Consider the following 24,165-nt stretch of genomic DNA (forward strand, 5'->3'; position numbering starts at 1 on the left):
TCGGCCTGGCGGCGCAAGTCTTGAATCGCAATGCACGCATCGGCCATCGGCAGCGGCCCTGGGCATCCTGCGCCGTGTCTGCAGATCCCCGTGCGCTGCCATGACCTTGCGCTGCGCGGCAGCCGGCGTGCCTTGCGGATATCCCGGCCCCGCAACCACCTGGCAGACCGGACACCTGCTGGCGCAGCAGTCGCAGCGTGCGCAGGACCGGTTCGACTCCGCCAGCACCTCCGGCGCCACGCTCTGACCCTGCCTCGGACCAGGCACGTAAACTGCGATACGACCGCTGCCCCCTCGCTCTGGAAGACACCGTGCCCTCGCCCTTGCTCCGATTTTTCACGCTGCTCGCCATCGCCTTGCTGTCGGCCTGCGCCACCCAGGCACCGCGTGCGCCACAGCGCTCCCCGGATGCGGTCAAGGCCGATATCGCACGGCGCCTGCCGGCCACGCTCGCCGATCGCACCGGTTGGGCCGATGACGTATACGTGGCGCTGTCCTCGCAGGAGCTTGAAACCACGCCGGACTCCATCTGCGCAGTGCTGGCGGTGACCGAACAGGAATCGACCTACCAGGCCAACCCGGTGGTGCCCAACCTCGGCAAGATTTCGCGCGCCGAGATCGACCGCCGCGCCAGCGCGCACCACATTCCCGGCTTCATGGTCGATGCCGCCTTGCGCATCGCCTCGCCCGATGGCCGCAGCTATGCCACGCGCATTGCGCGCGCGCGCACCGAGCAGGAGCTGAGCCGCATCTTCGAAGACTTCACCGGCAGCGTGCCGTTGGGCGCGCGTCTGTTCGACGGGCTCAATCCGGTGCACACCGCCGGGCCGATGCAGGTGAGCATCGCGTTTGCCGAGCAGCATGCCCAGCGCTATCCGTACCCGCCCGGCGACTCGATCCGCCACGAGGTGTTCACCCGTCGCGGCGGGCTGTGGTTCGGCACCCGGCACCTGCTCGGTTATCCGGCCACCTACGATGCGCTGCTGTATCGCTTTGCCGACTTCAATGCCGGCTGGTACGCCAGCCGCAACGCGGCCTTCCAGGCTGCGCTGAGCAAGGCCAGCGGTATCGCGCTGGCGCTGGATGGCGACCTGCTCACGCCCGGCGCCAGTCTCGATGCACCCGGCGGCACCGAACGCGCCGCGCGCGCCCTGGGCAGCCAGCTGGCGATGAGCGACCGCCAGCTCCGCCGTGCACTGGAAGCCGGTACCACGGCCGCATTCGACGATACCGACCTGTATCGCCAGGTGTTCGCGCTGGCCGAGCGCAGCGCCGGCAAGCCGCTGCCACGCGCGGTGCTGCCCGGCATCACGCTGGACAGCCCCAAGATCACCCGCACCCTCACCACCGCCTGGTTCGCGCAGCGGGTCAACGAGCGCTGGAAGCGCTGCATGGGCAAGTGAGCGCGCGCCTTGGCGCGCTACCGGCACTGCGCACCGTCACCTCATTCCCCGCTCAGGCGACTGGTCAACACATCGCCGACAACCGGACCATGTTCCATCTCGCCGTCGCTGCCGCGTTGATATTTGATGCCGGCCCGACAGGCTGCGGGGTCCATTTCCCACACCCACCCATACAGGGCACGCCCCGTGCCGGGCGGCGAGCGCAGCGGCATGTTCATGCGCAGGCCATCGTCTCGGCCTCGGTCCAACCGGCACATCACGGTGCCGGCACCATCGTCTTCTGCATCCGGGTCGGCCTCATCCACATGGGTGATGGTGGCGATGATCGCGTTGGCGTTCACCAGTTGCTGCAACGCCTGTGGAAGATCGGCAAGCGGCGGCGCGGCGCGTCCAGCGGATGGCTCTTCGACGAACGCGTCGGCCAACGTCACCTTGCGGAAGTAGTATTCGCTGCGGCCAAGCGTTGTCGCGCCGTCCATGGCCGTTGCCATATCTGCCAGTTCGTCAGTGCGCAGCAGGAACATGTCGGTACCCGAGCGCATCACCACCAGCTGCGCATCGTTGGCATCGCTACCGCTCGAGTCGCGGCGTAGCCGGATGTCCAGCGTCACGTGTTCGTCGCCCAACTCGGAGCGCGCGACTTCGTAACGGCCCGAATAAGCGCGCACATCGGTGCGTGCAAGACTGCGATGATCGATTTTCCAGAACAGCAGGCGATATTGGCCGTCGGGCTCGAGCGCCAGCATGCGATGCCAGTCGATATAAGACGACAGGTACAGGCCATGCAGGTCGTTGGTGTTCTGTCGTTGGTTGAACAGGCCCTCGAAGGTGGAGCGCTGCGCTGCGGGCAACGCATCGCCATTGGTCGTGGGCGTCGCGGCGACGCTCGCCGGCCCGTCGACAGCGTCGCGAAGCCGGGTGTGCAATGCCAACGCATCGACCTTGTTGATCCGCAGCATCTGCATCGAGAACAACATCTGATCGATCTCGTAGACCTCGCCCGCAGCCAGTGGGCCGCACTCCGTGTGCGCGGCAGCCAGCAGCGCGGATGGGATCAGGGAATCGCAGGATGCCGCGTCGCAGACGTACTGGTTGAAGAAGTCGTCCAGGCTCCAGCTCAGGTCAGCGGCGGCTTTGGAGACCGGGTCCAGGTAGACCACGTCCTCGTCGGTGGCGGTCAGCTTGCGGTAGTACACCAATGCGCCGAAGGGGGTGAGCGCAATCGGAATGCGCCGCGCCGCGTCAGGCGGCGAGACGATCCAGCGATCCAGCACCGGCTGCCACTGCCGGGGGTCGATCAGCGCGAGCTGCACGCTCCCGTAGTGCCCCAGCCCTTGTTTGCGCCAGAGCTCAAGCAGACTGGCAGGCAGCACCGTCTCATACGTGGCGAGCAGGTCCGCCGGCGCGGGCTGCGTCTTGCGCGGCGGGTGCGCCTTGATGAAGGGGGACAGTGCCAAACGGCGGAACCAAGACATCAGACGGCCTCCAATCAACGTTGCGTGCGTTCAGCAAAAAAATCGTGCCGCATGGTGATGCGTGGACACAGAGAAGCGTCGTTCATGGCGGAACGTTCTCGTAGTCAGTGGCTGACCTATCATCGGCGCATGCAGGCCACGTCGGCAACCGCTCGATGCGCTCACCGGTCCGCTTTCTCGGCCGCGTCGCTCGCCGAAGCGGGTGCGGCCCGCCACAGGCGACAATAGCGCAAGCACGACTTCTGGCAGAGGCAGGCGCCGCGCCAGGCCGGTAGCATCGGGCGGTCGCGCTGACCGTGGTTGCGCGCTCCCTTCGTCCCGGAGAATTCTGCATGCCCACCCTGTTGCCGATGCGGCACCTGTTCGCCGCCATCGCGCTGGCCGCCCTGCCCGCCATCGCCTGCGCGCAGGCCCCCCATGTCGGCGAGGCCGACTACGCCCGTGCCGAACGCCTGATCAGCTACGCCGCGCAGCCGCTGGTCGACCATGCCGCCACGCGCATCGACTGGCTGGACGCCACTCACGTGGCCTATGTCGATCACGATGCCAACGGCGACCGCCTGCTGCAATTGGACACTGCCACCGGCAAGACCGCGCCGCTGTTCAAGCCCTCCGCGCTGGCCGCCTCGCTCAACCGCCTGTTGAAGACCGGCGACAAACCGATCAAGGCCGACACGCTGGCACCGCGCGTCAAGCTCACCGCCGATGGTCGCTACCGCTTCAGCACCCGCGACACAGCGGTGAGCTGCGATGTACGGGCGCGGTGCAGCAAGGTCTATACGACAGACAAGCCGGAACCGGGCGTGCTGTCACCGGACAAGCGCAGCGAAGCGTTCATCCGAAACTGGAACCTGTGGGTGCGCGATCTGGCCAGCGGCCAGGAAACCCAGCTCACCCGCGATGGCGTGGAGAACTTCGGCTACGCCACCGACAACGCCGGCTGGCAGCACAGCGACCACGCCATCGTGGCGTGGTCGCCGGACTCGCGCAAGATCGCCACCTTCCAGCAGGACCAGCGCAAGACCGGCGACATGTACCTGGTCAGCACCAAGCTCGGGCATCCGGAACTGCAGGCCTGGAAATACCCGCTGGCCGGCGACAAGGACGTCACCATGATCGAGCGCGTGATCATCGACGTGCCCACGCGCAGCGTGCTGCGGCTGAAACTGCCGCCCGATCAGCACCGCTCCACGCTGTGCGACGACGTGAGTTGCTCGCCAGGGCTCTGGGACGATGTGAAGTGGGCGCCCGACGGCAAGACGCTGGCGTTCGTCTCCACCTCGCGCTTCCACAAGCAGGCGTGGTTCCGCATCGCCGACGTGGCCACCGGCGAGGTGCGCACCGCCTTCGATGAAACCGCCAACACCTATTACGAAAGCGGCCAGGTCGCCGCCAACTGGGCGTATCTGCCTGGCAGCAACGAAGCGGTGTGGTTTTCCGAACGCAGCGATTGGGGCCAGCTGTACCTCTACGACCTGTCCACCGGCAAACCCAAGCGCGCCATCACCGCCGGTACCGGCAACGTCACCGAGTTGCTGCGCGTGGACCCGGTCACGCGCACCGCGTGGTTCGTCGGCGTCGGCCGTACCCCGGGCGTGGACCCGTACTACCAACAGCTGTGGAAGGTGAGCCTGGATGGCGGCGAACCGGTGTTGCTCACGCCCGAGGTCGCCGATCACAGCATCGCGTTGTCGCCCGATGGCGCGCGCTTTGTGGATACCTATTCCACCTCGGTCACGCCACCGGTCACGCTGCTGCGCGATGCCGGCGAGGGGCGCACCGTCAGCACCATCGCCACCGCCGATATCAGCCGCCTCAAGGCCGCCGGCTGGGTGCCGCCGGAGCCGATCACGGTCAAGGCACGCGATGGCAAGACCACGCTGTATGGCTTGATGTTCAAACCCACCAATTTCGACCCGACGCGCCGCTATCCGGTCATCGACTACGTCTATCCCGGCCCGCAGACCGGCTCGGTGCGCGGCCGCAGCTTCCTGGCCGGCCACGGCGACAATCAATCGCTGGCCGAACTCGGCTTTATCGTCGTCGCCATCGACGGTATGGGCACGCCGTGGCGCAGCAAGACCTTCCACGACACCTGGTACGCCAACATGGGCGACAACACCCTGCCCGATCAGGTGGCCGGGTTGAAGGAACTCGGAAAACGTTACCCGTGGATCGATCTGAGCCGGGTCGGCATCTGGGGCCATTCCGGCGGCGGCAATGCCTCCACCGGCGCGATGCTGCGTTATCCGGAGTTCTTCAAGGTCGCCTGGTCGGAAAGCGGCAATCACGACAACCGCGGGTATGAGGACGACTGGGCCGAGAAGTATCACGGCGAACACATCGTCAACACCGACGGCACCTCCAACTACGACGACCAGGCCAACGCCGGCCGCGCCGGCAATCTCAAAGGCAAGCTGATGCTGGTGCACGGCACGCTGGACGACAACGTGCCGCCGTATCTGACCTTGCTGGTGGCCGATGCGCTGATCAAGGCCAACAAGAACTTCGACATGCTGATGCTGCCCAACGCCAAACATGGCTACGGCGATCTCACCCCGTATGTCACGCGTCGCCGCTGGGACTACTTCGTGCAGTACCTGCTCGGCGCCACACCGCCAGCGGAGTATCAGATGAAGCCGATGCCGAAGAACTGAGGCGGTCTTCGGCGCTCACCGGGTGCCATCGCGCCGAAGACATCCCTTCGGTGCGATGGCTGCATGGGTGCATGCCAACGCGGCGCCGATCGGCTTCAGGCGCGTTGCCTGCGAAGACGGCACCTCACCAACACGTGGATTATTTGGCGATGCCGCCGCCCAGCTGCTTGCTCAGGAACGCCAGCAGCTGCGTGTAGTACGCGCGGCGATGCGCCTCGGTGTAGAACCCGTGGCCTTCGTTCGGGAAGTACAGCGCCTCTACCGGAACGCCTGCAACTTTCAATGCGCGCTCCATGCGCTCGGTGTGCTCCACCGGCGCACGCTCGTCCTTGCCGCCTGCGGCAAGAAACACCGGCACCTTGATCTGCCTTGCCAATGTCACCGGCGAACGCGCCGCCAGGGTTTCGCGCGCGCCCAGCCAATCGCCGGTCCAGTTTTTGGCCCAGCGCGCATAGCGCGCGGTATCGCGCGCCATCATGTTCAGATCGTAGACGCCGACATAGCCGGCGGCGCAGCGGTAGAGCGTCGGTTCCTTGGCCACCCCCATCAGCGCCGCGTAGCCACCGTAACTGGCGCCGTAAATGCAGATGCGCGTGGCATCGGCAATACCTTGGGTCGTGGCCCAGCGCGTGGCGTCGGTGACATCGTCCTGCATGCGTCCGCCCCACTCCTTGGCACCGGCCTGCGTGAAGGCGCGTCCGTAGTTGGCTGAGCCGCGATAATTGACGCGCAGCACCGCATAACCGGCTGCCGCCAACACTTGGGTGTCGTCATCGAACTCCCACTTGTCGAACACACCGAACGGCCCGCCGTGCGGCATCACGATCAGCGGCAGCGGCTTGCCGGGCTCGGCATGCAATGGTCGGGTCAGATAGCCATGCAGTTCCAGGCCATCGCGCGCCTTGAAACTCACCTGCTCCGTCGCAGGCACGCCATCGGGCGGAAACCATTCGCGGCGGCTGAACACACGGTCGGCATGCTTGCTCACCGTATCGAACAGATAATAGTCGCCGTTATTGCGATCGCTCCAGACATAGACCAGCACCAAGCGACGATCGCTGGTGGCCGAGGTGATATAGATCGCATTGCCGTCGAAGGCTTTTTCCAGGCTGCGATACAGCTTTACGGTGGGTGCCTTCTCATCGAAGAAGCGGTTGCGTACCCGGTCACTCATGTAGCTCACACCGATCGGCGTGGTGCCGTCCAAGTCGCGCAGGATCCGGTATGGATCGACGGTGTCGTCATGCAACAGCGGCGTCGACTTGCTCGTCGCCGGATCCCACGCCACGACCACATTGGTGCCGGACGCCTGCTCCACCTCCAGATAGGCTTGCCTGCCATCGGCAGAGAACCCCAGCGGAAACTCGCGGTGCCGGCTGGTGGCCGAATCGTTGATCAACCGCCATGGGGCATCGTCGTTGTCGCGGTAATACAGTTTGCTGGCGTTTTCCACGTCCGAGCCTTGCGCAAACCGGATACGCCCCTGCTGGTCGGTCACAAAGCTCGCCCGACGCACCGGCGAGGTCGCCACGGTACTGCGCCGGCCTGTCTGGATATCCAGTTTATCGATGCGCACGCTCGGATCGCCAACGAACGGGATCGCCGACACCAGGATATTGCGCGGATCACCGGGCAAGGTATCGAGCATGAACGTGCCGGGCTCCAGGTCCATCTTCAGCTGTACGCCGTTGATATCCGGATTGGTGCCATACGGACTCGCCAACAGCCGGCCATTCTTGCCATCGGCATCGATGGCGTGCAGCTGGCCGATCGCCACTGGCTGATCGCGCGAGCCCAACTGCTGCGCCATCGACACCACGATGCGGTCGTCGCTGGCCCACCAGAAATCGTCCACCCCGCTATTGGCGCCACCGGTGACCTTCGCCGTGGCGACCTTGTCTTGACGCCGCACCACACCCAGCACGGTGCGATCTTCCAGCGGCATGGTGATGGCGTAGTAGGCACCGGTCGGCGAAATCTTGATCCGCTCGAACTGGTCGTTCTTGAGATACGGTGCCAGATCCACTGACTGCTGCTGCGCCTGCGCGCACCGCGGCAACGCGAGCACCCCTGCCATGGCAAGGGCCGCCGCCATCATCCAATCACGCATTGCTGCACTCCACGTCTTCCTTGGTCGCCCTATGGTGGCAAAGGCCTTGTAGCGCGTCTACCTCGGCCGGTAGCACTGCTTTGCACTGCGTTGTCACATGAGGCGGGCACATACCAGGTCCAACGAGCAGCAGCACACTCAGCCACCACCGCGCGCCCGTCCGGCCAACAAGCCGATGCGCCGGAACCACATCTCCAGCGGCACCGTCACCAACGGCGGCAGCGCGGCCAGCAGGCTCAGTGCCCATGCCCACCAGGGCCAGCGCAAACGCAACGCGGCGATGATGCTGACCGCCACATAGAACAGGAACGCAGCGCCGTGCAGACGCCCGAATAGCCAGACCACGACATCGGTGGTCTGCAGCCCATATTTCAGCAACATGCCGAGCAGCAACCCCGCCCAGGTCAGGCCTTCCAGAAAGGCAGCCACTGCAAACAGCCGGCCGATCGGCGATAACGCAGAAGCAGAAGAAGCACGCATGCAACACTCCAGACAGACACGAATTGCCGCGACGCGATGGCGGCGGCGACGCCCGCTGGCAAGCGCATTTTACAGACCGCCTACCGCATCGCCAGCCCGCCGCGTTTGTTGGCGATAATGGCGCCCCTTGCATCAGTTGCCCTGCCTCCATGCGCTTACTTCTCCTACTCGCCTTGCTCGCACTGGCATGCCTGCCCACAACGTCGATGGCGCTGCAGTTGCAGGACGGCGATTTGTTGTTCGTCACCGCCGCACGCACCGGCCTGAGCGGCGCCATCGATGACGCCACCGCCAGGCAGGATGCGCCCAGCTTCGATCATGTGGCGCTGGTCGCCGGCGATGGCGACACCCAAGTGGTCCTGCATGCCGACGACAAAGGCTCGCGCCAGCAGGCACTGAGCGACTTCGTCGTCGACGCCAATGCAAAGCATCGCCAGATCAGCGTCTATCGACTCACCGAGGCCTATCGCGGGGCGATCCCGGCTGCCATCGCCCAGGCACGGCGCATGCTGGGCAAGCCTTACAACCAGACCTATGTGCAGGACGACGACAGCTATTACTGCTCGGACTTCATCGAACGCGCCTTCCGCGCGCAACAGGTCTTTGCGCTGCAACCAATGAACTTCAAGAATCCGCACACCGGCAAGATCTCGCCGTACTGGACCGATTTCTATCGCAGCAAGGGCATGGACGTTCCGCAAGGACTACCAGGCACCAATCCGAATGACATGGCACGCGCGCCTGCACTGCATTATCTCGGCCAGCTGAATTGAGCTTCCATGCGCAGTGATGTGCATGTCACGGCACCGTGCCTGCACTGGTTTCAACACAGGCTTGCATTGCATCGCCGCAGCATCTCGCACGTCCAGCACAAGGCGAAGTGAGTACACCCATCCATGCAGGCATCGGTCCGATAACATCAAACCACACGCAGCACACAGGCAAGCGACACCAACTTCAGGCCGCTCTGCATGACACTCACCCCCCAGGTTTCTGTTGGGATATGGCCACACCGGAAGGAGACCACGTTGAATCATGTACTGCGAGCGGCACTGCTCACCCTGTTATGCGCTGGCTGCACCAAGGCGCCGCCGGCGCACGTCGCAGGGCAACAGCCAACACCGGCAAAGGCTGAAGCGCCAGCGGCCACGGCGGTGGGCACGCAACGTGGCGATGGCAAGCCCTACGCAATGCTCGACAGCCAGGTCTGGGATGTGCCGGACCCGTCCTCCGGGCGTCGCTACCAGGTGTTCGTCTCCTTGCCGCGTGGCTATGCGGACAACCCGCAACGTCGCTACCCCGTGCTCTACGTCACCGACGCCGATTACGCGTTTCCGGTGGTACGACAGATCGCACGACGCCTCAATGGCGAAGGCCCGGCGATCGAAGACTTCATTCTCGTTGGGTTGTCGTATGCAGTGGGCGAGGAGCCGATGCCCAGCCGCCGGCGCGATTACACCCCGACACTGGAGGATGGCCAGACTGCGCCGCCCAATGCCGCACACGGCGGCAGCGTCGCCTACGCAACCTACCTTCGCCAGTCTGTCCTGCCCTTCGTTGCCAACCGCTACCGCACCGACGAACGCAGACGTCTGTTTCTCGGGCATTCCTACGGCGGCTTGCTGGGTACGCAGATCCTGCTGGATACGCCGCAGATGTTTTCCGGCTATCTCCTCGGTAGTCCCTCGTACTGGTACGGCCAGCATGCGCTCATCGCGCAGGAGGCGACCTCCGCATCCAGCCGTTCCGATCTGCCGGCAACGGTGTACCTGTACGTCGGCGAGTACGAACAAGTGCGCTACCACCAGAACCACGACATGGTGACCGACGCGCAGGCGATGGTGCGGACATTGCGTTCCAGACACTATCCATCGCTTCACATCGAACTCGATGTGCTCAACGACGAGGATCACCTGAGCGTCGCACCACGTGGCATCACGCACGGGTTGAAGTCGCTGCTGGGGGTCACCGCACCACCTTGAAGCGGTGCACGCCGGCGTGGCGCCACCTTGCCATCTCGCACACATCGCAGGATCTAGTCTGCTGGTCGCACCTATCTACGTGCATGCGGGCAAGCCGTTGTGCTCAGGCCGCATGCAAGACCCTGCAGAGGTTCACATGTCGCTGATTCATTCGATCCTGATGGGCGCCGTCGCCGGCATGCGCTCGATGACCCCGCTGGCTGCAGTTGCCAATGCCGCACGCACCGGCAACCTGCCTGCCGACAATGGCGCACCGATGCTCCTGGCCAATCCGCTGGCGTCGGCCGGCATGCTCGCGCTCGCCGGCGGTGAATTGGCCGGCGACAAGATGAAAACCGCACCCGACCGTATCGTGCCCGCCGGCATGATCGCCCGCATTGCCACTGGCGTGATCGTCGGTGCGGCGCTGGCGCCGCGCCACCAGCGTGGGGTTGCCGCATTGCTGGGCGCCACCACGGCGGTGGCAGCGGCCTACCTCACTTTCAACCTGCGCATGCGCGCGATCGAGCGCTACGGCCAGACCAGCACCGGTGCCGTTGAAGATGCCATCTCGGTGGGAGCGGCGACGTTGATCGTACGTAGTGCCGCAAAGTAGTAGAAGCGTGCACCGCGCTGCGGCCGCTGGTGGACGCCAGCGGTAACGCATCGCGTCATCGTCGTACTGTTCTCACTCAAGACCAGCATGCGCACGCTTGCGCACCCAAGCATGCACGGCCACTGGACCCACTCCGCTACAGCATCAATGCTGTTGCATTGTCGGCATTTGACAGATCCACGCAAGAACAGCGCGCCGAACCTCCGGGTGACCGATTACCCAAGTACGCGGTAGGCACCAGGGTTTATGCGGGCCGATAAATGGCACAGAGTTTGTTGCCATCGGGATCGCGCACGTAGGCCAACCAGGTCGGCCCCATGCTGCCCTCTCGCAAGCCTGGCGGATCTTCGATGGAGACGCCGCCGGCAGCGACGGCGGTGTCATGGAATCTGTGCACCTGCTCCGGCGAGTCACAGGTAAAGCCGACCGTGGTTCCATTGCCGCACGTGGCCGGCGCGTTGTCGATCGGCTCGCTGACACAGAACATGCTGCCAGCATGCCGGTAGAACAACCGCGTATGGCCGGAGCCCGCCTGATTGACCATCGGTGCGGGTGCGCCGAAGACACGACCCAATACCGCATCGTAGAACGCGCGCGAGCGCGCGATATCGTTCGATCCCACCATCACATGATTGAGCATGTCGGGCTCCCGCCTACGTTAAGGACATGCAGCATAGGCCAATCCATGCAACAGGTTGCATCGGTAGCGCTGTTCAATCGCCACGCCCATGCGCTGCGTCCAGGTCCAGCTCCGGCCCGATCGGAACGATGCCGGTCGGATTGATCATGTCGTGACTCTGATAGTAATGCTGCTTGATATGCTGAAAATCCACGGTCTGAGCGACGCCCGGGATCTGGTACAGCTCGCGCAGGAATCCGGACAGATTCGGATAGTCTGCGATGCGACGCACATTGCATTTGAAATGCCCCACATACACCGCATCAAAGCGTACCAGCGTGGTGAACAGGCGCCAGTCCGCTTCAGTGAGGCGGTCGCCGCACAGATAGCGCTGCTGCCCCAGGCGCGCTTCGAGCCAGTCCAGGCTGTCGAACAACGGCACAACCGCCTCTTCATAGGCGGCCTGCGTCGTCGCAAAGCCTGCCTTGTACACACCGTTGTTGACGGTGTCGTACACGCGCGCATTAATTGCGTCGATCTGCTCGCGTAGCGGCTCTGGATAAAAGTCGCCTTCTGCAGCGCCGACATCGTCGAAGGCGCTGTTGAACATGCGGATGATATCGGCCGACTCGTTACTCACCACGGTGTTGCGCTCGCGGTCCCACAGCACCGGCACGGTCACGCGCCCGGAGTAGTGCGGATCGGCCTTGAGATAGACCTCGTACAAATGCCGCGCGTGATGGATCGGATCGTCCACCACGCCCGGGCCGTGCGCAAACGTCCAGCCCTGCTTGCCCATCAGCCAGTGCACGACGGAGATGTCGATCATCGACTCCAGACCTTTCAGGCGTCGAAAGATCAGCGTGCGGTGCGCCCACGGACAGGCCAGCGACACGTACAGGTGGTAACGCCCGGCAGCCGCCTGAAAACCGCCTTCCCCGTGTGGACCCGCACTGCCATCGCGCGTCACCCAGTTACGAAAACGCGATTGCGAACGTTCAAAACGCCCGTCGCTTTTGTCGGTGTCATACCAACCGTCCTGCCACTTGCCGTCGACCAACAGGCCCATGCGTTTCTCCCTCTGCAACGTTGAGAGATCACCGTAACGCAGACGATTTGGAGGCAGCGCGATGGTAGGGCGTTCATCGGCAAACACAGCGTTGCAGTGACCCTGCACGCCCTATGGGCAACCGACGTGGATCGGCCCGCAGTGCAGGACGAACATCCGCCGAGGTCGACAATCTACTAAAAGTAAGTTACTAATGGTAAGTCATTGCCACCGAGCGAATTCATGCACACCTTGATCGTCGTTGCACACCCGGACAGCCAATCACTGACCCATGCGGTTGCCGACCGCATTGCCGATGGGCTCGCCACGTCCCAGGCCGGGCACACGGTCGAAATCGCCGATCTGGCGGCGGAAGGATTCGACCCACGCTTCACTGCGGCGGACATCGCCCTGTTCCAGAAAAAGGCGCCGGCACCGGCAGACGTCGCCGCCGAACACGCGCGGCTCGATCGGGCCGACGCACTGGTGTTGGTCTATCCGATCTACTGGTGGTCGTTTCCTGCCTTGCTCAAAGGCTGGATCGACCGAGTGTTCACCAACGGCTGGGCCTATGCGGAATCGGAAAACGGCAAAGTGGTGAAGAAGCTGCAGCGCCTGCAGATCCACCTGGTGGCTGTGGGCGGTGCGGACGCAGGGACCTTCGCTCGCCACGGCTACGACCAGGCGATGCAGACGCAGATCGACCACGGCATCTTCGATTACTGCGGCGCACCGGTCGCGACATCGCAGTTTCTGCTTGCCTCCGACCCTGGCTTTCCGGCGGCGCATCTGGAGACCGCATGGGCGATTGGCCGTAAGCTGTTTGCCGAACATTGCCCAAGCACCGCAGAGTCCCGATGAGTTCACCGCCCGATGGATCGCCACGTCGCCGCCTGCCCAGGGAAGAACGCACGCGTCAGCTTCTGGCAAAGGCATGGCAACTGATCGGCGATGAAGGCACCGATGCCCTGACGCTGGGCAGGCTGGCCGACGCGGCCGGCGTGACCAAACCGGTGGTGTACGACCACTTCGGTACCCGCAACGGGCTGTTGGCCGCGCTCTACCAGGATTACGACGCGCGCCAGACGGTGCTCTTCGACGCCGCCGTCGAGGCCGCTGCGGCGACCCTGCAGGACAAGGCGCGCGTCATCGCCACCAGCTACGTCAATTGCGTGCTGACCCAGGGACGCGAAATCTCCGGCGTCGTCGCCGCCCTGACCGGCTCCCCGGAACTGGCCGCCGTCAAAAAGCAATACCAACACGCCTTCATCGAAAAGTGCGCAGCGCTGCTGGCGCCTTTTTGCCCCTCCTCCGGCATTTCGTCAGCCAGCCTATGGGCCATGCTCGGCGCTGCCGACGCACTCTCCGATGCCGCCGTTACCGGCGATCTCAGCGAAGCGCAGGCGCAACACGAACTGCAGGCGATCATTCTGGGCATGGTCGAGCGAAGCGGTTAACGCAGCCAGGGCAACAAGGAAATTGCCGGCCACGTGAGCCGTCACTGGAACGCTGGATTGACCTGCATGGCATTCCCCAACGCGCGACGCATTGCAACGTCTTCAACTCCGCAATGACCACCGGCTGTTGAAGCCCAAGACATGCAACGGCAAGGCAACACACGTTGCCTTGCCGATGATTGGCGACGCACGCTATCTGGCGATCACCGAGGTGCCGGACGGCACCATGTAGCACGCCTGCGCTTTTTTGCAGGCATCGGCGTTGAGTTCGGCAATCTGGCTGGCCAAGTACTGCTCGGGCGTCAGACCCATGCGATTGCGATACGCGTTGTCGGCATCGGCCTTGGCAACCTGTTCCTGCTCACGCTGCCGCTCTGCGGTTGTCGCCTCCACCAACGTCTTGACACGCTGCTGCTGCGCAGCAGTGAGGTTCATCTGCTGCAACACATCCGGATTGGGACGCGCGCGGCCGAGCGTGATGTTCTGGATCTGGATCGGCAGGCCTTGCTGCTTGACCAGCGCACTGACGTTCTGGGTAACCGAATCGTCGATCTTCTTTGCGGTATCCGGGTCGCTCATCATCTTGGTCATGTCGTAGCGCTTGACCTGATCGCGCACGATCGAGGCGTACTGGCTGGCGACATTGTTCTTGAACCAGTCCTGCCCGAAACCGGACAGCAGCAGTGCTGGCGCCGTGATCCGGTATTGGATCTGGGTGGAGAAATCCAACAGGATGTTGTCGCTGGATGAGAAATCGTCGAACGCCACCTGCACGGTCTGCGGTGTGACATCCACATACGACGCAGAGGTGGTTACCCATGTATACGTGCGCCCAGGATCGCGCACATCGTCCAGACGGATGCCGCCTTTACCGAAGAACATGGGCTTATCCACCAGTACCGCCTGTTGACCCGGATCGGGTGAAACCACGGTACACGCACAGAGCAAACCGGCCAGCGCAGTGGCCAGCACAACCGTCTTCATCGATATCCCCTTGTATGGACGGGCAGCATGCCCTTCCGGTGTATTGCGAAAGATTAGCCAATCCTTGGCGCGATCGCATCCAGCTTGCCGCCCATTCCCCGCGTTTCAGGTGGCAGCACGCAAGGCGCATCACACCGGCGCTCACAGGCCATCGCGCCGCAGGCACAGCATTGGATCTGCCGCCCCCCCACAACCCAAACAGGGGCGCCAGCCGCGCTGGAGTCCCCGCCAGCACCGGCCCGGCTTGACACGCCATTGGCGCCAACGCCCCTGCATCGGCGAAACTAGCCGTAGCCGAAGGCTCCGACCTGCTGCGTCAGGGTCAGGCCACTGCCCTCACCGGCCCACGCTCCGTTGCGGACTGCCAGCGGCCTTCGCCGCACTCGCTTCGCTTTCCACCGCTCTTTTCCGGATCCATCTTGAACACCAACGCCCCGCTCCCGCCCGCCGACGACCTGCCCTTGACCGACCGCCTGCGCGTGGCGCTGGACCTGCTGGAAGCCATCGATGCCGACCGCAGCGTGCTCGATGCACTGCCCGAGGCCGACCGCGTGCGGCTGCACCAGGTAGTGGCCAAGGTCTATCACCCCGAACCGAAGGCGCGGCGGCAGCTGCTCAAGCAGCGCGAGCGCGAACGGCATCAGGAAAAAGTGCGCAAGGCCGAGGCGCTGCTCGAACAACGCGGCATCCGCGCACTGCGGCGCAAGCCGGTATTCAGTACCCCGAACGTCTTCCCGCCGCATGCCGCCGGCCTGCACGACGCACACAACGGCGAGAACGCCACCGCCGCGCCGGAGCCCACGCATTCGCCGGAGTTGCGCCACTGCTATGTGTGCAAGCAGAAATTCACCCAGCTGCACCACTTCTACGACCAGATGTGCCCGGTCTGCGCGGAGCTGAATTTCTTCAAGCGCACCGAAACCGCCGACCTGCGCGGACGCGTGGCGTTGCTGACCGGCGGCCGGGTCAAGATCGGCTACCAGGCCGGCCTGAAGTTGCTGCGTGCCGGTGCCGAATTGATCGTCACCACGCGCTTCCCGCGCGATTCGGCCGCCCGGTATGCGCAGGAACCGGACTTCGCAGAGTGGGGCCATCGCCTGCAGGTGTTCGGCCTGGATCTGCGCCACACACCCAGCGTGGAAGCGTTCTGCAGCCAGTTGCTGGCCACCCGCGAGCGGCTGGACTTCATCATCAACAACGCCTGCCAGACCGTGCGCCGCCCGCCGCAGTTCTACGCGCACATGATGGCCGGCGAAACCGCCGCGCTGCACGAGTTGCCGGAGACCGTGCGCAAGCTGGTCGGTCATTACGAAGGCCTGCGTACGCCCGAGCTATTGCGGGAAGCCTCGGCCACCGCACTGCCGGCCGTGCACGGGCGTGGCCTCGCCGATGCCGACGGGCTCACCCGCGCCGCCGAGCTGTCGCAGGTGGCGCTGCTGGACGACGAGCTGGTGGGTCAGCAGCATCTGTTCCCCGATGGACGCCTGGATCAGGATCTGCAACAGGTGGATCTGCGTGGGCGCAATTCGTGGCGCCTGCTGCTGGCCGAAGTGCCCTCGGTGGAGCTGCTGGAGACGCAACTGGTCAACGCCATCGCGCCTTTCATCATCAACGCGCGCCTGAAACCGCTGATGCTGCGCACGCCCGAGCGCGACAAGCACATCGTCAATGTCTCCGCGATGGAAGGGCAGTTCTACCGCAACTTCAAGACCACCCGGCATCCGCATACCAACATGGCCAAGGCCGCGTTGAACATGATGACGCGCACCTCGGCGGCCGATTATCAGAACGACGGCATCCACATGAACAGCGTCGACACCGGCTGGGTGACCGACGAGGATCCGGCCGACATCGCCGCACTCAAGGTCAAGGAAGAACGCTTCCATCCGCCGCTGGACATCGTCGATGGCGCCGCCCGCATCGTCGACCCGATCATCCACGGCTTCAACACCGGCGAGCACGTGTGGGGGCAGTTCCTGAAGGATTACGCGCCGACGGATTGGTGAGGGGTGGTACTGGGCCACGCATCCAGCACAGATGCGTGGAGCATGCTGGCAACCCGCATGCGCCATGCGTGGCAGTGATGCGCTGACAGGATCGCGTCGTGAATCAGCGCCGACGCGACGGCTCGCATCCCACGCCATCATGATCGCGATCCAGATGTGGGCCATATCCTGGATCGCCACGCCGCACCGGTGCAGCGCCAGCTGCGCGAGCTTCTGCGCAATTGCGGAAGACCGCCCCGGCCGACGGCATCCACGGGGACCGATCAAGCGGCTCGGCCGCGGTCGTCGGTTTGCCGTCGCCACTGGCGGAGCGGTGACAGTGATAGCCACCGTGTTTGCGGTCGTTGTGGCAGCCGTGCTTGTTCAATCCACCCGGATGCGCGACAGCCACAGGACTAACCCAGGCAATCGCGGCGATACACGTCGCCAGCAATAACCGGCGTGACAGCATGCGATCGAGCATCCGAGAGTGGCCATTGCCAATCGTGCAGCGCTTGCGCTGCACCCGTCTTATTTCTGCTGCGGCGATGGGCTGCAATTACTTGCAGTCTTTGGCCACCGGCGCAACATCCACCGGGCTGACCTGACCATTCGCATCCACACGGTTGACGGCCAGCGTGCAAACCGAGCTACGAAAATCCAGGTTCAAGGCCACCTCGTAATCTGCGCCAGGTTGCGGAACGAACGTGGAAGCAAGCAATGCGCCGCAGCTCCAGCCACTGTGGTAACCAGGCGCCTGACTCCAGTGCGCCGGCGAGCTTGCACCAGCTTCCACAACGACCGGCTTACCGGGCTCGATCATGTATTCCTTGTAGAACGGCTTGGAGCCGATCATCTTCCTATCACGCAGATGACGCGTGCTCTCCGTCTCCGGGATGCCGATCGCCTCATTCTTCACCGAGCCCATCAACGAACCGAAAGCGCTTTTGAGCGAACCGGACGCGCGCACCTTCTCGCCATACTTGGCCGTACACACCGCATCCTTGTACAGCACGATGCCAACGCCGTTTTGACCAAACATCCGGATGCGCGCGCCGGCACCATCGGCTGGCGAGGGCGCAGGCTCTGCGGCCATGGCGGGCATCGCAGCCGCCAGAGACAAGACCAGCAATCGACTCAATGTGTTCAACGCATTCTCCACTATCGCAATCCAGCGATTCCATTGAGCTTGGATTAGCGGCGCGACGTTGCAGTTCTTGATCACAGACGACGGCCTGAGATGGAAAGTGCGCAGCAGCGCACGAACGGACATGCTGCTCTGCGCCAAGCGGCACGCGTCCCGCCGGCGATTCACGCTCACCCGGTTGCCCACACCACTGGCATGATGACGCCTGGACGTTGACCACTGACGCAGAGGACGCACGGATGTCACAACACGCCATCGAGGACTTCATCGAGCGCTGCATCCATCTGGTCGATCGCAGCACCGTGAGTGGCGCGCACAAGGCAGCGCTCATGCGTAGCCTGCTTCGGCTACAGGCGCGTTACGACACCGGCCTGACCTGGTTCCGCATGCACACCGAGCTACTGCGCCATGGCGTGCTGGTGCGTGCAGCGGCCGAGGACATCGACGACGCGGCCCTGCGCGCGCAGGCCCTGGCCGCCGAGGCACCGGGTTGGCTGGAGGACGCGCAGGGCGCGGTCTACCTGGAGTGGCAAGGCCAGGCACGCGTGGTCTACCGCCAAGCAGACGCCGGCCAAACGCTGCCGCTGGCAGCCGTGTTCGGCGACCTGTTGCTGCTTGCCGACCAGGCCGACGACAGCGCGCTGTTCACCGACGGCTATGGCCTGTTGGTCAACGGCTGGCTGGACGAGACCTTCGACGCTGCCGACGGGATCGCCCCCACCCTGGATGGCCTGCTCGCTTCCGACACGCTGCACTCCCTCCGTGCGCTGGCTGCACAGCGCGGGCTCAAACCTCGGCGTGGCGCTCCCGAGGACCTGGCCCTGCCGCGGCTGGCCGATAGCGTCGGCGTCGGCGAGATCGAGCGCGAAATGGGCTTGCGTTTTTTCCTGCAACCCAAGCGCACGCCAGCCGCCTTACGCACAGCGCGTGACAAGGCCCAACGTCAGCAGGTGCGTCTGCGCGAGCTGCTCCCGCAACTGGTGGAGCAACACCTCGGCGCATCGCTGCGCGCTGCTGGCTGGTCTGCTGTCACGGTGGAAGCAAGCCATCATTGGCAATGGGTCCGCGACCACGATGGCAGCCGTCATTGCCTGTGGGCCAGCTATGACCCGGCCCTGGGCGAGCTGATGGTCCAGGCGGGGCTGCAGCATGCGCGCCTGCTGGCCTGGCAGCAGCGTGCGGCAACCACGCAGCTGCATGACCTGCATTGCATGGCTAGCGCGACAACCTTCCTGGGCAAGGAGATCCTGGACAGCGCAGACGTGGGCGCCTACGGCGGCTGGGCGCTGAATCCAGCCCATGGCGACGCCGTGTTGAGCGCTGCGCTGGCCCGCCTGGCGACTGCACTGCCCACGCTGGATGCGCACTATTTTGGGCGCATTGCCGATCAGTTGGCTGGCCCCTGGTTCCAACGCTCCGCCGATGTTTGGCTGCAGCTGCTGGAACACGGCGACGACAACGGCGTGGTGCCGCCTGAGGTGATCTTCGCCAGCCCGGACAGCGTGCTGCTGGCATTCGTGTTCTTCCACCTGGAGTGCGGCGAACAGACACGTGCCAACGCATATGTCGAACAGTTACGCCAGCGGCTGGCCGCACGCGCCCGTCCAACTGCCTGGCATCGCCAGTGGCTGGCGCCATTTCTGCAGCAATGGGAGCATGGGGAACGCACTGTGCCCATGCCACCGGTGCTGCACGTGCTGCTGCTCAATCACCTGCGCGCCAACGATGGCGCCTGATTGCAGCACGACCACGTCGATACGAGGCTGGCGCGGCCCATCCGTGTACCGAGGCCTTGCAGGTCTGCCGTTTACTGCCGCAAGCGGCGGCGCCGCGCAAGCAACCCGGTGCCGGATATCCAAGGCCTTGTCAGCTTGCAGTGCCGGCAGGGCTCAGGCGTCGCACACAGCCTCTCAATAGCGTAGCGCCTCCGCCGATGGTGCAACCGGCGCAAACCGCGCAGTGCTGAAGTCATGCAGCAGCCGAACCACCTGCTCGCCCTGCTCGGGATAGCGCCGAAAATCGCTTTTGCGGAGCCGATACAGACAGCCCCCGCGCGCATACACCAGGTCGCCGCCATCCCAATCGGCCCAGTCGGTGCCGGGCAACTCCACCAGCACGACGCCATCGCGGTCCAGCACGCGATGATCCAGCGCATAGCACGCATCGTTCTGGCGCCCCACGGCATGCAACAGCGATTGCAGCCGACGCCCGCCACTGCCGTCCTTCTCCCACACGCGTGGGCGCGTGAAACGGTAGAGCACTCCGCTTCGCAAACCGCCGCGTTCGCCCTCACCGCTGTCGATCGTTCGCCAGCCATCGCGTTGCCGCAGCATGCTGTCGATCGGCTCGTCTTCGCCGCCGCCAGACCATTGCCCGAACGGCCGCACCGTCATCCCATGCTTCAGGCGGAAGCCGGTCGGCAGTGGAAACGGCTCGCGGCCTGCATCCGGGCGATGATTCAACAGCAACGTCTGCTCGTCCTCGAACACACCACCGCCACCCCACGCATCCCCCTTGGGCCATAGCGCCAGCGCGGTGAAGAAGGGTGGGCGCGACAGCGCTGTCCAGGTCCCGAAATCTCCCTTGTGCTTGGCTGCGAAATACACCAGCAACCGGCCCGACGGAGACAGGTCGCAACGTCGCTCGTAGATGCGGCCCTTGAACCACTGCCCATGCTCGAACGTATCGGTGCGCAAATCCCAAGCGATCAACTGCACCTGCTTGGTGGGCCCACGACGAAAGATCACCCCGGTTCTCCCCTCGCGCGCCAGCAGCGCATACAGCCGCGTGGCCGGGGCGAACCTGTCGTCCAGGTGCGATGTTGATTGCATCTGCGTCCTCCTTGGATTGACGTTGCCCCTGCACTGATGGATTTCAGCCGCAGCTGCCCGCAGGCCGCATCCATCGCAGCCACAACGCGGTATCGTGCCGATTATCGAGACCCGGCAGCAGAGCGCAAGGTCTCCGGTGCAGGCATCATCAGGACGCGCTCTGGCGTATCGCACACGCGTTGCCTGCTGACAGGCGCTTGTCGCCTTGCGGATTATCCTTGGCCCCGCAAGCCGCCCTCTCTTCCGCCTTCCGCGAGGAACCGCATCTGAGCAAGGTCACCCGTCGTCAGTTTCTCGAAGCCGGCTTCGTGGCCCTGGCCACAGCGGGCGCGCTCGGCGCCTGCACCACACAGGACACCACCATGCAGACACAGTGGACGCAATGGCAAGCGAAATGGCGCTGGATGGAAGCCATCGCCCGCAAGCGCCACTGGCAGGTGACGCCGTTGCTGATCGCCCCGCCGGCAACCGAACGTCAACTGCTCGCGCTCGAAGATCGCCACCGAATGCCGGTCCCCACCCAACTGCGCCGCGTGCTGCGTGAGTTGTCGGCGGAGGTGAGCTTCGGCTGGTATGTGCCCTCGCATCTGCGCGCGATGGAACAGCAAGACCTGCCGTCCATGAGCTGCAACCGCGACGCGGTGTGGAGCCTGACCCATATCGACACGATGGCCCTGCCCATCTTTCTGGACTGGAAGCAGGAACTGGCCGATCGCGACCTGTCCGAAGCACCCAACAGCCCTGCACTGTGGGAACACCAGTTCGCCTTCTACACCCTCATCAATGGCGACTGGCTGACAATCGACACCACGCACCCGGATCCCACCAGGCAACCGGTGCGCTATTTCTCGCACGAGCTGGAAATGCTGCACGGCCTGGCGCTGGCACCGGATTTCTTCAGCTTCATCACCCAGATGTCGGCGCTGGGCATGGCCGGCACCGAATGGGCCTCGTGGATGCGCTTCGGCAATGGCCAGAAAAACGACACGTTCTACCTGGATGCCGGCAGCGAGGGCGCCAAGGCGTGGCTGGCTTGGCTGCAGCGCGATCCGGCACAGCCAGACAACGACACGCCGCCACTGCCGGTAGTGGAGCGCAGTGCGGCCGATCGCGCATTGCTGGACGCGGCACGCGCCAATTCGCTCGCGGGTATCGAGGCGGCAGTGCTGGCAGGCGCCGTGCCCGACTGCACGCCGGACAGCGACTGGCTGATGGAACACACCGCATCCGACCAGGAATTTTCCACCGCCATCCATTACGCCACCCGGCACGACAACACGGCCATGATCGCGCGCCTACTCAAGGCCGGCGCAACGCTCAACACGCGGTTGCTACCGCTCAATACCGCAGTCAAACACAGCACGCTGGCCACCGTGCGCTGGCTCATCGCCAACGGCGCACGCGTCGACGGCTGGGCGAACCAGCGCTATTGGCCGCTGCACGATCTGGTGGTCACCCGCGGCCCGATCGCTGCGATGACGCGCGCCCAATACCGTCAGCACCTGATCGACAGCCTCAGCATCGGCAACCTCGACTCACTGGATGCAATGATCGCGAACGCCAAGGACGCGGAGACGCGCGAACGCTATCTCGCCGCCAAGCACGCGTTGCAGCAGGCCAGCCAGGAGGCGGTGAAAGACGTCGACAGCAAGCTACGCAACCACCTCAGCCTGCAGGACTATCTGGACATGCTGGAGGCACTGCTCGATGCCGGCGCCGACCCGGACGCACGCTGGGACAACGGCACCACCATGCTCGGCTGGGGAGGCGTCGCCACCGCACGCGTGCTGCTCGCGCACGGCGCCGATCCTAACGCGCGCGACATCCACGGCACCACGCCGCTGCACACCGCCAGCACCGGCGAAAAGGTGCGCGTGCTGGTTGCCGGCGGCGCCGATATCAACGCGCGCGCCATCGCGCAGAACCCCGACGACTCGCTGCACTACACTCCGCTGCAATCGGCACTGCTGTCCCACACGCTCGACAGCGACAGCCCCATCACCGCGCTGCTGGAATTGGGCGCCGATGCCACCCGCACCGCGGCCGATGGGCGTTCGTCACTGGCCTATTGTTTCCAGCCGGACCTGGTCCGCCTGATCATGGCCAAGGGACTGGACCCGCTCGCCCTGCAACCGGGCCAACAAACCCTGTTGCACAACCTCACCTCCCGTCACTGGTTACCGCGCCACACCTTTCCGAAGGAAGTGGCCTTTCTGGATTTTCTGTTGAGCCTGGGGATCGACATCAACGCGCGCGATGCCAAGGGCCGCACCATGCTGCATTACGCCGCCGAACAGGAAAGCGATGATGAAAGCGCGCCCAACTACGCGCTCGTCCTGGCCAGGGGAGCCGACAGGACCATCAAGGACAACGAGGGAAAGCGCGCCGTCGACCTGTTTTCCGCCTCGTTGCAGACAGTGCGTGCGGCATTGCAGTGACTTGCATCAAGAGTGATGGCACTGTCCATCGCACCATTACCTCCAGGACACCACAGCAGACGCATGGACAGGCAAAACAGAATCCCCCTTCTGACGATGGCATGCCTGGCATCTATGTCACTTGCCACCACGCTATGCCTCGCGCAGCCGCCTGCCGGCGCGCCCGAATTCGCACCAACCTTGGACGACCCCGCAGCAAGCGTCGCCCTGGTGCCCGGCGAATACATCACCGAAAAGGGATGGGGGCATCTATTACTGACCAGGCACAAGCAATCGCTACGATTCTCTTTGGAAAGCACCACTAGCCAAGCCATGTGCTTCCTGGAAGGCGTGATTGATGGAAGACAAGGCATTGCCACAAGCGAGACAGGTCCCACGGAGTGCCAAGTGCAGTTCGCAGACACCGCTGAAGGTATCGACGTGACCACCACCACGCCGGTCGAGTGCAAGTCCTTGTGCGGCTACAACGGCGGTTTCGAAGCACCTTACCTGCGGGCCAAGGATGGTTGCAGCCGCAACGCCCTTGCCCGCACGCGCGCGGCATTTCAGCAGCACTACGACCGAAAGGACTACAGGACGGCATTGACCACCCTGTCCCCGGTCCTGGCGCAATGCGGGCCGACACTGGAATGGGAAGAAGAGGGAGATATCCGCAATGATCTGGCAATCACCCAGTACAAGAACGCGCTTTATGCGCAGTGTCTGGAAACGTTGAATGCCTATGCCGAAGATGCAGCGACAGACGACGACGCAGTGATGGAGAACTGGCCACCGGTCCTTGCGGACCGCTATCTGGCAATCGTACGCGCAGCGAGAACCAATCTTGCGTTATGCAGGAAAGCGCTGGCCAGGCAAAAGAACTAGGGAACCTCTGAACAACGCACCACAGATACGCGACACTACCCGCCTCATGTTGAGGAGTGATCCATGCAACTGACGTTCGGTGACGCTGAG

At 64.2% G+C, this 24,165-nt stretch carries 20 protein-coding genes; 12 read left to right on the forward strand and 8 right to left on the reverse strand.

Annotated elements, in window-relative coordinates; all coding sequences use genetic code 11:
• Positions 1-100 precede the first annotated feature (100 nt).
• Positions 101-247 carry a hypothetical protein gene (locus GGR62_RS19695; RefSeq protein ID WP_184409521.1) on the forward strand — a complete coding sequence of 49 codons (147 nt, stop codon included), beginning with the start codon at positions 101-103 and terminating at the stop codon, positions 245-247.
• 64 nt (positions 248-311) lie between these two features.
• On the forward strand, positions 312-1,403 hold the full coding sequence (locus GGR62_RS19700; protein ID WP_184409522.1) for a DUF1615 domain-containing protein: 1,092 nt from the start codon (positions 312-314) through the stop codon (positions 1,401-1,403).
• A gap of 41 nt (positions 1,404-1,444) precedes the next feature.
• Here GGR62_RS19700 and GGR62_RS19705 read toward each other — a convergent pair whose 3' ends face one another.
• Complete coding sequence (locus tag GGR62_RS19705) at positions 1,445-2,878, reverse strand: GAD-like domain-containing protein (RefSeq protein ID WP_184409523.1); 1,434 nt, start codon at positions 2,876-2,878, stop codon at positions 1,445-1,447.
• 332 nt (positions 2,879-3,210) lie between these two features.
• Between GGR62_RS19705 and GGR62_RS19710 the strand changes: the two genes are divergently transcribed.
• The gene (locus GGR62_RS19710; RefSeq protein ID WP_184409524.1) at positions 3,211-5,535 is read left to right on the forward strand and encodes a S9 family peptidase; all 2,325 of its coding nucleotides are present in this window, start codon (positions 3,211-3,213) and stop codon (positions 5,533-5,535) included.
• Positions 5,536-5,674: 139 nt separating this feature from the next.
• Here GGR62_RS19710 and GGR62_RS19715 read toward each other — a convergent pair whose 3' ends face one another.
• Positions 5,675-7,645 (reverse strand): S9 family peptidase, encoded by a 1,971-nt coding sequence (locus GGR62_RS19715; protein ID WP_184409525.1) that lies wholly within the window; start codon positions 7,643-7,645, stop codon positions 5,675-5,677.
• Between the two features lie 138 nt (positions 7,646-7,783).
• Complete coding sequence (locus GGR62_RS19720) at positions 7,784-8,125, reverse strand: DUF3817 domain-containing protein (protein ID WP_184409526.1); 342 nt, start codon at positions 8,123-8,125, stop codon at positions 7,784-7,786.
• Positions 8,126-8,274: 149 nt separating this feature from the next.
• Here GGR62_RS19720 and GGR62_RS19725 point away from each other — a divergent pair, with 149 nt between their 5' ends.
• From GGR62_RS19725 to GGR62_RS19735, 3 genes are all read left to right on the forward strand, one after another.
• Positions 8,275-8,898, forward strand: a complete 624-nt coding sequence (locus tag GGR62_RS19725) for a YiiX/YebB-like N1pC/P60 family cysteine hydrolase (protein WP_184409527.1) — start codon at positions 8,275-8,277, stop codon at positions 8,896-8,898.
• A gap of 255 nt (positions 8,899-9,153) precedes the next feature.
• Positions 9,154-10,107 carry an alpha/beta hydrolase-fold protein gene (locus GGR62_RS19730; protein ID WP_260306318.1) on the forward strand — a complete coding sequence of 318 codons (954 nt, stop codon included), beginning with the start codon at positions 9,154-9,156 and terminating at the stop codon, positions 10,105-10,107.
• Positions 10,108-10,243: 136 nt separating this feature from the next.
• Entirely contained in the window at positions 10,244-10,702 is a 459-nt protein-coding gene (locus GGR62_RS19735) for a DUF4126 family protein (protein WP_184409529.1), read from the forward strand.
• 244 nt (positions 10,703-10,946) lie between these two features.
• On the opposite strand, the gene GGR62_RS19740 is transcribed toward GGR62_RS19735, so the two are convergent.
• Complete coding sequence (locus GGR62_RS19740; protein WP_184409530.1) at positions 10,947-11,342, reverse strand: VOC family protein; 396 nt, start codon at positions 11,340-11,342, stop codon at positions 10,947-10,949.
• Positions 11,343-11,415: 73 nt separating this feature from the next.
• Complete coding sequence (locus tag GGR62_RS19745; protein ID WP_184409531.1) at positions 11,416-12,390, reverse strand: glutathione S-transferase family protein; 975 nt, start codon at positions 12,388-12,390, stop codon at positions 11,416-11,418.
• Positions 12,391-12,612: 222 nt separating this feature from the next.
• On the opposite strand from GGR62_RS19745, the gene GGR62_RS19750 reads away from it, so the two are divergent.
• Positions 12,613-13,230 (forward strand): NAD(P)H-dependent oxidoreductase, encoded by a 618-nt coding sequence (locus GGR62_RS19750; protein WP_184409532.1) that lies wholly within the window; start codon positions 12,613-12,615, stop codon positions 13,228-13,230.
• Positions 13,227-13,826, forward strand: a complete 600-nt coding sequence (locus tag GGR62_RS19755) for a TetR/AcrR family transcriptional regulator (RefSeq protein ID WP_184409533.1) — start codon at positions 13,227-13,229, stop codon at positions 13,824-13,826. The genes GGR62_RS19750 and GGR62_RS19755 overlap by 4 nt, the downstream gene beginning before the upstream one ends.
• A gap of 192 nt (positions 13,827-14,018) precedes the next feature.
• Here the strand turns inward: GGR62_RS19755 and GGR62_RS19760 are convergent, their stop codons facing one another.
• A complete protein-coding gene (locus tag GGR62_RS19760) occupies positions 14,019-14,798 on the reverse strand; it encodes an SPFH domain-containing protein (protein ID WP_184409539.1) in 780 nt (259 codons plus the stop codon).
• Positions 14,799-15,229: 431 nt separating this feature from the next.
• Between GGR62_RS19760 and GGR62_RS19765 the strand changes: the two genes are divergently transcribed.
• A complete protein-coding gene (locus GGR62_RS19765) occupies positions 15,230-16,816 on the forward strand; it encodes an SDR family oxidoreductase (protein ID WP_184409534.1) in 1,587 nt (528 codons plus the stop codon).
• Between the two features lie 538 nt (positions 16,817-17,354).
• On the opposite strand, the gene GGR62_RS19775 is transcribed toward GGR62_RS19765, so the two are convergent.
• A complete protein-coding gene (locus GGR62_RS19775) occupies positions 17,355-17,900 on the reverse strand; it encodes a hypothetical protein (protein WP_260289055.1) in 546 nt (181 codons plus the stop codon).
• Positions 17,901-18,181: 281 nt separating this feature from the next.
• Here GGR62_RS19775 and GGR62_RS19780 point away from each other — a divergent pair, with 281 nt between their 5' ends.
• Positions 18,182-19,678, forward strand: a complete 1,497-nt coding sequence (locus GGR62_RS19780) for a hypothetical protein (protein WP_184409535.1) — start codon at positions 18,182-18,184, stop codon at positions 19,676-19,678.
• Positions 19,679-19,852: 174 nt separating this feature from the next.
• Here the strand turns inward: GGR62_RS19780 and GGR62_RS19785 are convergent, their stop codons facing one another.
• Positions 19,853-20,773, reverse strand: a complete 921-nt coding sequence (locus GGR62_RS19785; RefSeq protein WP_184409536.1) for a hypothetical protein — start codon at positions 20,771-20,773, stop codon at positions 19,853-19,855.
• Between the two features lie 218 nt (positions 20,774-20,991).
• Between GGR62_RS19785 and GGR62_RS19790 the strand changes: the two genes are divergently transcribed.
• Positions 20,992-23,211 (forward strand): ankyrin repeat domain-containing protein, encoded by a 2,220-nt coding sequence (locus tag GGR62_RS19790; protein WP_184409537.1) that lies wholly within the window; start codon positions 20,992-20,994, stop codon positions 23,209-23,211.
• Between the two features lie 114 nt (positions 23,212-23,325).
• The gene (locus GGR62_RS19795; RefSeq protein WP_260306319.1) at positions 23,326-24,075 is read left to right on the forward strand and encodes a hypothetical protein; all 750 of its coding nucleotides are present in this window, start codon (positions 23,326-23,328) and stop codon (positions 24,073-24,075) included.
• The last annotated feature ends 90 nt before the right edge of the window (positions 24,076-24,165 follow it).

Origin of the sequence: Xanthomonas sp. 3075 (assembly GCF_014197275.1) — a bacterium.
GTDB lineage: Bacteria > Pseudomonadota > Gammaproteobacteria > Xanthomonadales > Xanthomonadaceae > Xanthomonas > Xanthomonas campestris_B.